Genomic DNA, 11894 nt, shown 5'->3' on the forward strand with positions numbered 1-11894 from the left:
ATCGTCGCATTGTCAGGCAATAGCCGGATAAATGTCGCGTAAATGTATCAGATATCGATCCGGTCGGAATATTTAAACATGGATTTATCTTTTAGGCAGCTAACCGTGTATCTGGCCCTACTTTCGATCGGGGGCGGTACTGGTTTAATCGGTGGTCGCTATTTGTATGCTAATCATCTGGTGACTAATTCTCCCGCCGTCCCCGTGGTTCGAGAAGTGTCCCCGGAAACTCAACCCTACTACCGTCAGAGTCCTATTGCTGCTCGCAGTAATTCCAATTTTATCGCTGAAGCTGTACAAAAGGTAGGACACTCGGTTATTCGTATTGATGCTGTGCGGACTGCTTCTAAGAATTTACCAGATGCTTTGAATCATCCCCTGTTTAAACGATTTTTTGGCGATCGCATTCCCCAGGACTCTGAACGGTTGCAGCGGGGAACTGGTTCTGGATTTATTATCAGTTCTGATGGTCGTCTGATTACTAATGCTCATGTCGTTGATGGGGCTAATATAGTCCGTGTCACTCTTAACGATGGTCGCGTGTTTCAAGGTCAGGTGAGGGGGGTCGATGAGTTAACTGATATTGCTGTGGTCAAAATTGAAGCCCAAGACCTACCTACAGCCCCTATTGGTGTTTCTGAGGGGTTGATTCCCGGTCAGTGGGCGATCGCTATTGGTAATCCCCTCGGTTTGGATAATACCGTAACTGTGGGAATTATTAGTGCGATCGGGCGATCGAGTTCTCAGGTCGGTATCCCTAATAAACGGGTGCGCTTTATTCAAACTGATGCTGCTATTAACCCTGGTAACTCAGGAGGTCCCCTGTTAAATGATCGGGGTCAAGTTATTGGCATTAATACCGCTATTCGTTCTAATGCTCAAGGTTTGGGCTTTGCTATCCCTATTGAAACCGCCCTGCGAATTGCTAATCAATTATTTGATAACGGAAGAGCAGACCATTCCTTCCTAGGGGTGAAAATGGTAGCCCTTAACCCCACCATTAAGGACGAGATGGATCAGCAACTTAATCTTAAACTGACTAAGGATCGGGGAGTGTTGGTGGTTCGGGTGGTCGAAGGTTCACCCGCCGCTAATGCTGGTATTCAACGGGGAGATATCATTAATCGAGTCGCCGGAACCCCGGTTAGCACCCCCACCCAAGTCCAAGAGCAAATACAATTGACCCTAGTGGGACAAGAGTTGGAAATTGAGATTGACCGCCTTGGAAAAATCGAAACCATGAAAGTGCAGATGGCTGCAGCTCCAGACTCCGCCCTATCAGGAGTTGACTGATTTTTGGGTAAATTACTATTACCCGTTAATCCGGTTAATCCGGTTAATCCCGTTCTGGTTTAGTTGATTGGGAACGCGAAGACGCGGTCCTGGATATATTTTCCTCCAGGTGCATACGTTGCTCCATCTGACGGAGAAAATAACCAGTCATCATGGCTGAAGCTAGTAAGCCAGCCAGGTTGTCTCTATTGGTTGTGATTTGTACGTCGAAGTCATCTGAGGGTAAAACGCCTACCAGACCTTGGACATTGCGGGAAATTATTTCTTTGATCTCTGGACTGGCTGATTGAGCAATGTGGGCTAAAACATCGGGATGTTGATGTTGTAGATAGTGCAACAGGGGGTTCTCAGAGATTTCTTGGTCATTAGACGAATGAAAGTCGGAGTTAAAAACCATGAGGTGACTTGTTAGTGTCTGCTGTACTTTACTTCTAGTTTAGTCGATTTAACTGGATGCTGTGGTATCTTCGGGCAAATTTGTTTTTAAATTTAGCGAAAGTTGCTGGGGAAGTTGGTCTAGTTGAAAGTATTGATGGAATTTTTTGCTTACCTGTAACCAATACGAACGGGCTTGGGGTTGTCGTCGTTTGGTGACGAATTCTAATTCTACCAGTTCCTGAACGTGCTGATAAGCCCCTGAACCTCGTAATTCTACGAGATCGGTTTGGGTAATGCCACCATTAAGGGCGATCGCTGCTAAAGTCCGTAAAGCCCCTACACCTAATTCTGGTGGTACTAGGGTGTGCATTAGTTCCCCGTAGGCTTGGCGCAGTTGCAGGCTGTAACCTTTCTTGGTTTCCACAATTTCTAAGGCAGTATCCCGGTGGGCATAATCTGACATTAGTTGAATTATGGCCTCTTCTGCTTCGGCGCGATCGCATTGAGCTAATTGTACAATCTCGGACAAGGACAAGGCTTGACCTTTCAGGTACAAAATCGCTTCAATCTTAGCTGGGAGACTAATGGACATAAAACTGTCGGTACTTTATAACATTTCCCATTAAGTTGGGAACTATGCCACAATTATAGCCACATGATAGCATAAATTATCCTCCCTAGGGCAATTTACGTTAACAAATAATCATTATTTACTGGATCTATGAAGGTTAAATTAGTGGCATCTTGGGCAGCAATTGTCCCATCTCTTACCCCCCTAACCGCGATCGCTTTTTTCACCTTCACTACAGAAATGGCTGAGTCCTCCCCAACTCCCCCCAACTCCCCTGGGACCTTAACTCCTACCTGGCTGGGGCTAAGGCTGGGATCGAGAGAGATATTTGGATGCGATAATTGGCGGATTTTTGATGACTACATAGATATCAATAATAGTAGATCTTTAGACAGGATCGCTGCCCAATGATTTGAGGTTATTTTATGAAAAAATTATGGGCTAATTCTTGCCAATACATCGGATTATTAATAGCCACGGCTGTCATGGTGGCAGTCAGTGGTTGGGCTGTTGATCAAATTCCAGATTCCCATTTAACATCGGATTTAAGCGCACATCAAACTACGGAAAATATGAGGATTAATTACCAAGTCGCGGCGGCTTACACCGGTTTTGCGTTTAAGCTGTTTGATCATGTTTATCAGCATCAAAGTCAGGAAAATATTTTTATTTCTCCGGCGAGTATTACTAATGCTCTGGCTATGACCTATAATGGGGCGGCGGGAACTACTCAAGAGGCGATCGCTGAAACTTGGCAAGTTCAGGGTATCAGTTGAGCAGAACTCAATCAGGCAAATTTGGCTCTCAAGAACTCAATTTCAGCCATTAATCAAGATGTGCAAATTAATATTGCTAATTCTCTGTGGTTACATGAATCTGCTTTTTTCTTACCAGATTTTCTGGAGAGGGTAAATCAGTTTGATCAGGCTAAACTCACAGCAGTTGATTTTAGTAGTCCTGATACGCCATCCCCAATTAATGATTGGGTTAAATAGGAAACTAATGGCAAAATTGCTCAGATTGTCAAAACTATCCCCAATCAAACTATTCTGTATCTAATTAATGCCATATATTTTAAGGGGAGATTGTCGGAAAAATTTGAAGAAGAACTCACCGAATCACAGCCTTTTACCCTGATTGATGGTAGCACTAAACTTCATCCCCTGATGTTTAAATTTGGCAATTATTTGTATCTGAAAAACTCTGATTTTCAAGGAATTAGCCTTCCCTACGGTGATGACGCTAGATTTAGTTTATATGTATTTCTCCCCCGTGAAAATGTGAGCCTCGATCGCTTTTATACACGGTTGAATGCACTCTAGGGAAGAGTGGATTAATCAAATGCGATCGCGACCAGGTTCGCTCCGACTCCCCCGGTTTAAACTGGAGTATGAAGTCGGTTTAAACGATAGTTTGAAATCCATGGGGATGGATATAGCTTTTCACCCGAATCAAGCTGATTTTTCTAATATGACTTTAGATAACAATGTACGCATTTCTGAGGTTAAACATAAGACTTTTGTAGAGGTTAATGAGGAGGGAACAGAAGCCGCTGCTGTCACTTCAGTTACGGTATTATCAGAAAGTACCCCCTCCATAACTGAACCATTCTCAATGGTGGTAAATCGTCCATTTTTCGTAGCCATTCGCGATAATCAAACCCGCACCATTTGGTTTATGGGTTCTATAGTAGACCCAGAATTATAGGTGCGTCAGTTTTTAAGAATTGGGTGATGATTGGGATTGACCTATTCTGACGCACCCGACGAAGCTGCTTTTTTTAGGAATTCCCAAAATTACGGGAACCCGTGTAACCGCTTAATTCGGCTAAACGTTCTAAAGAAATTAACCCCGGATGTAATTCGCCGTTAATTTCCCAAGCTGGATATCCGGGAATACCCTTAGCTTGACACAGCTCTGGTTGAGGGTTTTCTCCAGCGGGGTCGCATTCAATATAGGTAAGATAATTGATAGCTTGCCTACCAAATAACTGTTTTTGTTGTTCACAGAAATTACACCAGTAAGCACCATACATCGCAGCACCCACATTAGTTAAATGTTGAGCTAGGGAGATATTATCTGGATTAGAAACTGAGGTGATATTGTAAGAATTTTGACTACCATCAGTGAGGGAGGGGTTATTAATGGGAGCATAAATAGCCAGAGTGCTAATTATAGTAACCATAGCGACAATGACACCTAAAAAAACCAGTTGACCGATATCTTCCCAATTACGGCCAATAATAGTTAATGCTAACAGGCTGAAAGAGGCGATCGCTGAACCGATACAAAACCAGCAAATAGATTGAATTTCAAAAGCCATGATATACATCAAATAGCTACTGAAAATCGCCATAGAACACCCACCTATAAACATCAGTAGCCAGGTGTAATTTTCGGCTTTCTTCCGCCAAGTTGTCTGAGTTTCTGAACTAATCAATAGTGGGATAACCGCCATAGCAATCATATAGACATAAGCCAGAAAGCCAAACAAAGCCAGAGGTAAGCCAAAAACTTCCGCATAGGGACTATCTAGGACACTCTCACAGCCTTCTGTAGGACAGCTAGTCGGTCCTTCCTGTAGTGCTTGTATGGTTAGATAAGAGGTAATAGCAGCACCAAAAGCACCAATTCCAGCAATAATCAAACGTGACTTTTGTTGAATCCAGGGAGTTGAACGCTTACGCATTTGAATCATCTGTAATTTCTCCTAATTAGAGGTTCCAGGGAATGATGGCGGTATGGTAAACCACAAGAGATATAATTGTAACAATTTAGATTGTAATCTGGTATGGCGACTCCTATAACTATAACAGTGAGGGTTGAGCCACGGGGTCTCATCTACCACAGAAACCCCTCCCGGTTGTCTGTGGCTGGCTGGTAAATGACCGCCCCAAGGATTTATGAATGATTGCAGTTTATTATATATTAGTGTATAATGAAAGTTTGATTTGCTTAATTGTCTGCCTGCTATGTCTGCCCTATCTGCTGAATTAAAAGAACGGCTATCCTCACCCCTAAAAATTGGTAAATTAGAGGTAAACAGTAGGGTGTTACAATCGCCTCTGTCAGGGGTGACAGATTTGGTATTTCGGCGCTTGGTGAGGCGCTATGCTCCCAATTCGATGATGTATACAGAGATGGTACACGCTTCCCAAATTATTCATGTGCGGGAGTTACCAATTCTGATGGAAATTGACCCAGGAGAACGCCCGATTAGTATTCAATTATTTGATTGTCGCCCAGATTTTTTAGTGGAGGCGGCGCGAAAAGCTGTGGAAGAAGGGGCGGATACTATTGATGTGAATATGGGTTGTCCGGTGAATAAAATTACTAAAAATGGCGGCGGTTCTTCGCTGTTACGACAACCGGAAATCGCTGAGAAAATAGTGCGATCGCTTAACGAAGCTGTATCAGTTCCCATCACTGTAAAAACTCGTTTAGGTTGGGATGAGGACGAAATCAATATCCTAGATTTTAGCAAACGCATGGAAAATGCGGGAGCGCAAATGCTGACCATTCACGGACGCACTCGCGCTCAGGGTTATACAGGGAAAGCTAACTGGGAATGGATCGCTAGGGTCAAGCAGAATGTATCGATTCCAGTAATTGCTAATGGGGATATTGTCTCGGTGTCCTCGGCGGTTCAGTGTTTACAGGAAACTGGCGCTGATGGAGTTATGTGTTCTCGGGGAACTCTGGGTTATCCGTTTTTGGTGGGGGAAATTGATTATTTCCTGAAAACTGGCCAGATGAAGACAGCGCCGACGGTGGTTGAACGTTTAGAATGTGCGAAGGAACATTTACAAGCACTTTGGGTGTACAAAGGTCAGCGTGGTATTTATCAGTCTCGTAAACACATGACTTGGTATGCTAAAGGTTTCCCAGGAGCAAATGAACTGCGGGAACAACTGGCTAAGGTGGAGACGGTTCAGCAGGGATGTGATTTGCTCGATGGGGCGATCGCCATATTCAAATAATTAGGAGCAATTATGGAATCATTAAAAGGACGAGATTTGCTGAGTTTGGCTGATTTGACTGTGGCTGAGTTACACTCGGTTTTATCTTTGGCGATTCAGTTAAAGTCGGGAATGCGGAAACTACAGCGAAGGAAGGTTTTGGGGTTGATGTTTTCTAAGGCTTCGACTCGCACCCGTGTCAGTTTCTCGGTGGCTATGTATCAATTGGGGGGACATATAATTGATTTAAATCCTAGTGTTACCCAGGTGAGTCGGGGGGAACCTTTGGTTGATACGGCGCGGGTATTGGGTCGATATTTAGATGCGATCGCTATTCGGACTTTTGAACAAAAGGATTTGGAAACTTTTGCTAGTTATGCGGAAATTCCGGTAATTAATGCTCTCACAGATCGGGAGCATCCTTGTCAAGTTTTGGCAGATTTGATGACGGTTCAAGAATGTTTTAATCGCATGGCTGGACTGACTTTAACTTATTTGGGAGATGGGGCTAATAATATGGCTCATTCTCTGCTTTTGGGCTGTGCTATGGTGGGGATGAATATTAGAATTGCTACCCCATCTCAGTATCCGCCAAATCCCGAAATTGTCGAACAGGCTAAGGCGATCGCTGCTGGTAAAACTGAGGTGATTATTACCGATGACCCCGCTGAAGCTGTCCAGAAATCTCATGTGTTATATACTGATGTTTGGGCGAGTATGGGTCAGGAGAGTGAGGCGGATGATCGTATTCCTTTATTTATGCCTTTTCAGGTGAATGACAGTCTATTAGCTAAGGCTGATGATGATGCGATCGTTCTCCATTGTTTACCTGCTCATCGAGATCAGGAAATTACTGATGGGGTAATTGAAGGTGTGCGATCGCGGGTTTGGGACCAGGCGGAAAACCGAATGCACGCCCAAAAAGCATTATTAGCTAGTTTACTTTCTGATGATTAATTAACCGATACTTGCACATTAACCCGGTTCGGGCTGCACCCTATACCTCACCCACCGGGTTGATTATGTCAATTATTATTGGCAATTTAGAGATGCCAAATACAGCAAAATTAAGCTGATTTATCCCTGCCAAAAATCAAAATATCTGAGGTTTTATCTGGTCTCATTAATCATGATTAAGTGGGTATAATTAACTGGAAATTCAATCCTAATCATCATCTGGATCCCCCCAGTCGGCGGGGACTTTGCTGTTGGTGGTAACCCTTTTGAGAATTTTCTTGTCAACATAAAATCGCTTGGGAGGTGCTGGTTTTTTGGCTGGAGCGGGTTCCGTTCGCCAGATTAATCCTAGTAAGATCACACCAATGAGAACAGCTTCCATATCTTGAAATTCCTCACTAAATTACGATGGAGAGTACCTGCTACGCGCACGGTACGCGATCGCTTTTTACTACAGCCTCGGTAGGGTGATTCACCCCTCATATGGCTGTAGTTTTTCTGTATTTAACACCAGTCTAATCATCGATTTAGGCAATGTCAATAAAAAGGCCCACTTTTTAGTAAAAAGTCACCACTATCCCTACCGGGTGCTGATTGAGCCATTGTTACTACGGTTCAACCTGGTTGTGTGCTGTGGTTAATGTAATATTAACAACTGTATAATCATGGCTGTGAGGATTAATTTAAAGTTAGCGATACTAGCAATTATATCTGAGGCGATCATCATTCTCTAGGTAGATGTTTTCTAGGCCATTAGGGTGCTACACTCATCAGTGTAAATTTAAGTATGAAAATTGCTTAAAATTACTTCAACAACTAACTCCCACACCTATTAAGTATATATACCATTTAGCTGAAGGGGAAATTAGATTGATATGGCTCCCTATATATATCTCCAACCATCCATAATTTATTTTTATATAAATAAAATTGATGATATGATCGCCTCAGATATGTTTTATAACTACAAATAATCCCATAAATTGAGGGTAGTATGTATGTCCCAATTAGCAACTTTTAAAATTCCTGAATATTCAGTAGAATCTAAATTAGGGGGTGGCTTAACAGTGGTAAACCAGGAACAGTTAACCTGCTTGAGACGAGGGGTTGCATTTTGGAACAAATGGCGAGAAGATTACCCGGAAGTACAGCCGGATCTGATGAATGCTAACCTCAAAGGAATGTATCTCAAAGGGATTAATTTTAGAGAAACTAACCTCACAGATACGGATTTAAAAGGAGCCTATTGTTTAAAGGGAAGTTTCCAAAATGTTGAGGGTGATCAAGCTCATTTTGATGGTAGTTATTTGAAAGAGGCTGATTTTACTGGGGCTTATTTGCAAGGGTCAAGTTTTAAAGGTGCTGACTTGCGAAATGTCAATTTTACTAATGCTCATTTGGTGGGTGTAGATTTTCGAGGTGCTGATATTCAGGGTGCTGATTTTAGTGGCGCAAATCTTTACCGATCGCAATTAATGGGAGCGATCGCCAGTGAAACTAAATGGTGTAAAGCTAATCTATTAAGTGCTAATTTATTAGGTACAGACTTACGGTCGGCTAACCTGGAAAATGCTAATTTAACTCGCGCTAACCTCGAAGAAGTAAATTTGTCAAATGCTTTAGCTTTCCATACAAATTTTGAGCAAGCTACACTGACCGGAGTATGTATAGACCAATTAAAGATTAATAATCAGACTAATTTCCGGCGGGCTGTCTGTGATTTTGTTTATCTGAAAGCTGATAGACAAGGGCGTTATCCTTTCCCTTCTAATTATCAATCTTTAGAAGAAGATGCGATCGCACTAATTTCTCGGATTTCCTCCAAGTTGATACCCATGCGATCGTCTAGTTCTTCCCCCGTTTAATAGTCGCTGAGTAACTGCTTAAACTTTTTTCCTAGCCCAAGCTGTTCCTCTCCAAATAGTCACAAATAAGACACCGGAAACCAAAGCCCCTATATTCCACTTAACCGAATTTTTGAAGAGGGTAATTCTGCGGTTTCTGCGGGTTTGTTCTGCTTCAATTTGAGTCCTTTGCGCCGTAGTAGACAGAAAACCAGAAAGCTCTTCTTTAATTTGGTTCACCTGTTCCCGGTTTTGAATATCAGGAGAGCGTCCTTGGGTATCCAGACGGCTGATAAGTTCCCGCATTTGGTCTTCTGATGTGGTCTGTTCTAACTGCTGCTGAACCGTTTGAATATCCGTGATGCGTTGTTCCACTTGACTATCAATTTGCTCACTGCTTTGTTGCTCAATTCTCAGAGTGTTGAAAATCCCTAGGGGAACCATTAAAATAAATAGTACACCTAACAGTAAGGAAAACCAGGACATGAACATTAACAAAGGTTCTTCAAATCGACCTCGTAAATTGCGTTCCCCAAAGAAAATAAACACCAGAGAAATGAGAGGAACAGCAGACCTTTCCACAATCCCCCCCATAGTTTGAAACTCCCAAACCGGGTTCATAAGTTGGGGAGGAAGTATAATGGTGAGCAAATCTAGCATTGATAAAAATAATAACCCGTAGCCAACCGCTCGCAGGGGAGGAATAGTTTTTAACAGGTTAGAGCTGAACTTCCAAAGTACCTCTATTTTATCATTAAGAGGCTTGCCATCAGATTGAGTCATAGGTTTAAAAGTTGGTAAATTGAGAACGGGTATAATCAGCGCTCAAGTCGAGGGAAACGAGGATGCCACCACTGATACCACACTTGCCAAACTTCCTCTAAAATTGGGTAAGTTTCCTCAAAAGAATTATTGGAAATTGGCAGTGATAAATGAGACCACAAACATCGGTGATCTCTTAGGGGTTCTGCTCCCATGATAACTGGTATAAGTCGGGAAAAGTGTAAGTCATAGGTATAGCGGTTTTGAATGAACTGTTCGTAGGTGATAGCACTAGGCGATCGTGGATTAATACAAGATCGAAGGTAGACACGGTAATTGTCAACCGAAAGGCTATAGGAACCTGTATTATTGGTGCGAGTTAGTGTCGGAAATTGTGCCGTAACAGAAGCATCCCTCGGATCATACTGGCGAAACAGTTTTTCATTGGGATGAGGATGATCAACATATCGCATTTCTATCTGTAGAATTTTATCATTCTGCTGATAACGATAAGTATTTCCCCAGGGTTCTGTCAGTGCTTCACTTTCCTGATGCTGCCATCCAGGTAAGGGGATGATCGCCGGAAAGGTAAAGAGTTCGACAACTTGTTCAGTAGTTTTCTGGGGCTCTAGGATTGATTTTCCTAGAACTATAACTACTCCCCCAAATGTTAGCACAAGTAATGAAATTCGCAAATTTTCCCAGATTTTCATAACATTTATGGGCTGAGGGTGTCTTGATTAGTTGGTGGTGTATCCTGTTTAATCATAAACCAACAAAAACAGCCAAACAATGCCACCGAAATCATAGAAAATATCAGAGAACCTTCTCCGACGTGCCAGTAATCAACTGCTTCGGGTTTTTGGGCATTAGCCAGCACAGCTAATAAGACAATCCGAAATCCATTGACTACAAAACTAATTAATACTGCTACCACGGGAATAATAATTTTTTTCCAGAGTACCTCTAGGGGAAACATCACCAGAAATAGCACTGATAATCCTAACAGGTAAAACATTCCTTCTAACCCGGAACATCCCATATTGACACTCACTCCTCCCTCCGGTAGCATGACGTTAAATTTATCCAGAGAAACATCAGCCCCAGCGTACCATAAAATTAAGGCGGCAAATTTAGCGGTAATACCTGAAATATCTACTAACGGCCAAATAAATACTTTGGGAACACCCAGAAAAAATAAGATTGTTAGTTCCCGCCAGTATTCCCGAAAGCCACTAAAACCGGAAGCTATTAGTGTCCAGCCCAGGGCTGATATAAATGGCGAAATCCCTAACCAGTTAGAAGTAGGACGGGTAGCGCTTTTTAGCAACACTATGGCAATTATTAGCATCCCTAATAAGGTGGCCCAGGGGCTGCTGGTTTGCTTTGCTAATTCCTGGATTTTCTCCCATACCAAGGAAGATGCAGATAGCCAAAACATGATACTTAGTGCCAAAAAACTGACGTTATTACGATGATAAATTAGGGTGAGGTGAATTGACATTAAACCGGCGGCGATCGCCATCAGCCAAAATTCTGACTGTTTCCAGGATTGAATTGACAAAAAATTAGGTGTGTTCATCATCAATTTTTTCCCAAATATTACTATGGTGAAATACTCTAGCCATTATCTATCGGATACTAGGACATTCATCAATGGGGGTAATTTCCTACAGATGTAGATGTCTGGGTTGTCAATAATAGCCTAGCTAGATTATAGCTGGAAGGGGGGATTTATATAGCGATCGCCTGGAGAATATAATCTCTCAACAGATAACTATATGGCTGTAAGTCTCAAATACTAAATATTATTATGATTTTCTGATAATGTTGGTGCGAGACGTTCAGGCATGAAATAGGGTTGAGATACCCGAAATAACCTCCTGGTGGGAATTTCAGCCCCTTGGTTGAATATAAGGATCTCGCTCCTGACCATCCCCATAACTGTTTATATGTCCCAACGTTTGGAAAGACAACCTTCCAAACAAGGCAGGGGACTCAAGGTCATAAACAAACTGTTTTGATTGGAGAGTGTAGACTCCATGATATAGCAGGGAGTAGAGAGTAACGGCGTTAGCCACCCCCAGTTTTGGAAATCATAACTCCAGGATTGAAGCGGGGAACGGAAGG

At 42.5% G+C, this 11894-nt stretch carries 13 protein-coding genes and 2 pseudogenes; 7 read left to right on the forward strand and 8 right to left on the reverse strand.

Annotated elements, in window-relative coordinates; genetic code table 11:
• The first annotated feature begins 78 nt into the window (after positions 1 to 78).
• Positions 79 to 1293 (forward strand): HhoA/HhoB/HtrA family serine endopeptidase, encoded by a 1215-nt coding sequence (locus P5683_RS18795; RefSeq protein ID WP_006620346.1) that lies wholly within the window; start codon positions 79 to 81, stop codon positions 1291 to 1293.
• A 43-nt stretch (positions 1294 to 1336) separates the two neighbouring features.
• Here P5683_RS18795 and P5683_RS18800 read toward each other — a convergent pair whose 3' ends face one another.
• Positions 1337 to 1690, reverse strand: coding sequence for a DUF760 domain-containing protein (locus P5683_RS18800; protein WP_006620345.1), 354 nt, complete (start codon positions 1688 to 1690; stop codon positions 1337 to 1339).
• Positions 1691 to 1738: 48 nt separating this feature from the next.
• Positions 1739 to 2263 carry an SMC-Scp complex subunit ScpB gene (gene scpB, locus P5683_RS18805; RefSeq protein ID WP_006620344.1) on the reverse strand — a complete coding sequence of 175 codons (525 nt, stop codon included), beginning with the start codon at positions 2261 to 2263 and terminating at the stop codon, positions 1739 to 1741.
• A gap of 129 nt (positions 2264 to 2392) precedes the next feature.
• Here scpB and P5683_RS18810 point away from each other — a divergent pair, with 129 nt between their 5' ends.
• From P5683_RS18810 to P5683_RS18820, 3 genes and pseudogenes are all read left to right on the forward strand, one after another.
• Positions 2393 to 2653 carry a hypothetical protein gene (locus P5683_RS18810; RefSeq protein ID WP_035758531.1) on the forward strand — a complete coding sequence of 87 codons (261 nt, stop codon included), beginning with the start codon at positions 2393 to 2395 and terminating at the stop codon, positions 2651 to 2653.
• A gap of 161 nt (positions 2654 to 2814) precedes the next feature.
• Positions 2815 to 3564 (forward strand): annotated as a pseudogene (locus P5683_RS18815) (serpin family protein).
• Entirely contained in the window at positions 3554 to 3949 is a 396-nt protein-coding gene (locus tag P5683_RS18820) for a serpin family protein (RefSeq protein WP_006620339.1), read from the forward strand. The pseudogene P5683_RS18815 and the gene P5683_RS18820 overlap by 11 nt, the downstream one beginning before the upstream one ends.
• Before the next feature lie 73 nt (positions 3950 to 4022).
• On the opposite strand, the gene P5683_RS18825 is transcribed toward P5683_RS18820, so the two are convergent.
• Entirely contained in the window at positions 4023 to 4940 is a 918-nt protein-coding gene (locus P5683_RS18825; RefSeq protein ID WP_006620338.1) for a vitamin K epoxide reductase family protein, read from the reverse strand.
• 274 nt (positions 4941 to 5214) lie between these two features.
• On the opposite strand from P5683_RS18825, the gene dusB reads away from it, so the two are divergent.
• Both dusB and argF read left to right on the forward strand, forming a co-directional pair.
• Entirely contained in the window at positions 5215 to 6222 is a 1008-nt protein-coding gene (gene dusB, locus P5683_RS18830; protein ID WP_006669735.1) for a tRNA dihydrouridine synthase DusB, read from the forward strand.
• Between the two features lie 12 nt (positions 6223 to 6234).
• The gene (gene argF / locus P5683_RS18835; protein ID WP_006620336.1) at positions 6235 to 7158 is read left to right on the forward strand and encodes an ornithine carbamoyltransferase; all 924 of its coding nucleotides are present in this window, start codon (positions 6235 to 6237) and stop codon (positions 7156 to 7158) included.
• Between the two features lie 208 nt (positions 7159 to 7366).
• Here the strand turns inward: argF and P5683_RS18840 are convergent, their stop codons facing one another.
• Positions 7367 to 7540 carry a hypothetical protein gene (locus P5683_RS18840; RefSeq protein WP_006620335.1) on the reverse strand — a complete coding sequence of 58 codons (174 nt, stop codon included), beginning with the start codon at positions 7538 to 7540 and terminating at the stop codon, positions 7367 to 7369.
• Between the two features lie 616 nt (positions 7541 to 8156).
• On the opposite strand from P5683_RS18840, the gene P5683_RS18845 reads away from it, so the two are divergent.
• Positions 8157 to 9023, forward strand: coding sequence for a pentapeptide repeat-containing protein (locus P5683_RS18845; protein ID WP_006669734.1), 867 nt, complete (start codon positions 8157 to 8159; stop codon positions 9021 to 9023).
• An 18-nt stretch (positions 9024 to 9041) separates the two neighbouring features.
• On the opposite strand, the gene P5683_RS18850 is transcribed toward P5683_RS18845, so the two are convergent.
• From P5683_RS18850 to P5683_RS18865, 4 genes and pseudogenes are all read right to left on the reverse strand, one after another.
• A complete protein-coding gene (locus P5683_RS18850) occupies positions 9042 to 9785 on the reverse strand; it encodes an HpsJ family protein (protein WP_006620333.1) in 744 nt (247 codons plus the stop codon).
• Between the two features lie 35 nt (positions 9786 to 9820).
• On the reverse strand, positions 9821 to 10477 hold the full coding sequence (locus P5683_RS18855; protein ID WP_006669733.1) for a cyanoexosortase A system-associated protein: 657 nt from the start codon (positions 10475 to 10477) through the stop codon (positions 9821 to 9823).
• Between the two features lie 5 nt (positions 10478 to 10482).
• Positions 10483 to 11349, reverse strand: a complete 867-nt coding sequence (crtA, locus tag P5683_RS18860; protein ID WP_006620331.1) for a cyanoexosortase A — start codon at positions 11347 to 11349, stop codon at positions 10483 to 10485.
• 363 nt (positions 11350 to 11712) lie between these two features.
• A pseudogene (locus P5683_RS18865) lies at positions 11713 to 11894 on the reverse strand (hypothetical protein); the annotation flags it as partial.

Source organism: Limnospira sp. PMC 1279.21 (assembly GCF_032349615.1).
Taxonomy (GTDB): Bacteria; Cyanobacteriota; Cyanobacteriia; order Cyanobacteriales; family Microcoleaceae; genus Limnospira; species Limnospira fusiformis.

Coding starts and splice junctions, on each gene's coding strand:
- P5683_RS18800 (WP_006620345.1), bottom strand. CDS start 1,690: ATGGTTTTTAACTCCGACTTTCATTCGTCTAATGACCAAGAAATCTCT.
- P5683_RS18845 (WP_006669734.1), top strand. CDS start 8,157: ATGTCCCAATTAGCAACTTTTAAAATTCCTGAATATTCAGTAGAATCT.
- argF (WP_006620336.1), top strand. CDS start 6,235: ATGGAATCATTAAAAGGACGAGATTTGCTGAGTTTGGCTGATTTGACT.
- scpB (WP_006620344.1), bottom strand. CDS start 2,263: ATGTCCATTAGTCTCCCAGCTAAGATTGAAGCGATTTTGTACCTGAAA.
- dusB (WP_006669735.1), top strand. CDS start 5,215: ATGTCTGCCCTATCTGCTGAATTAAAAGAACGGCTATCCTCACCCCTA.
- P5683_RS18795 (WP_006620346.1), top strand. CDS start 79: ATGGATTTATCTTTTAGGCAGCTAACCGTGTATCTGGCCCTACTTTCG.
- crtA (WP_006620331.1), bottom strand. CDS start 11,349: ATGATGAACACACCTAATTTTTTGTCAATTCAATCCTGGAAACAGTCA.
- P5683_RS18825 (WP_006620338.1), bottom strand. CDS start 4,940: ATGATTCAAATGCGTAAGCGTTCAACTCCCTGGATTCAACAAAAGTCA.
- P5683_RS18850 (WP_006620333.1), bottom strand. CDS start 9,785: ATGACTCAATCTGATGGCAAGCCTCTTAATGATAAAATAGAGGTACTT.
- P5683_RS18840 (WP_006620335.1), bottom strand. CDS start 7,540: ATGGAAGCTGTTCTCATTGGTGTGATCTTACTAGGATTAATCTGGCGA.
- P5683_RS18855 (WP_006669733.1), bottom strand. CDS start 10,477: ATGAAAATCTGGGAAAATTTGCGAATTTCATTACTTGTGCTAACATTT.
- P5683_RS18820 (WP_006620339.1), top strand. CDS start 3,554: ATGCACTCTAGGGAAGAGTGGATTAATCAAATGCGATCGCGACCAGGT.
- P5683_RS18810 (WP_035758531.1), top strand. CDS start 2,393: ATGAAGGTTAAATTAGTGGCATCTTGGGCAGCAATTGTCCCATCTCTT.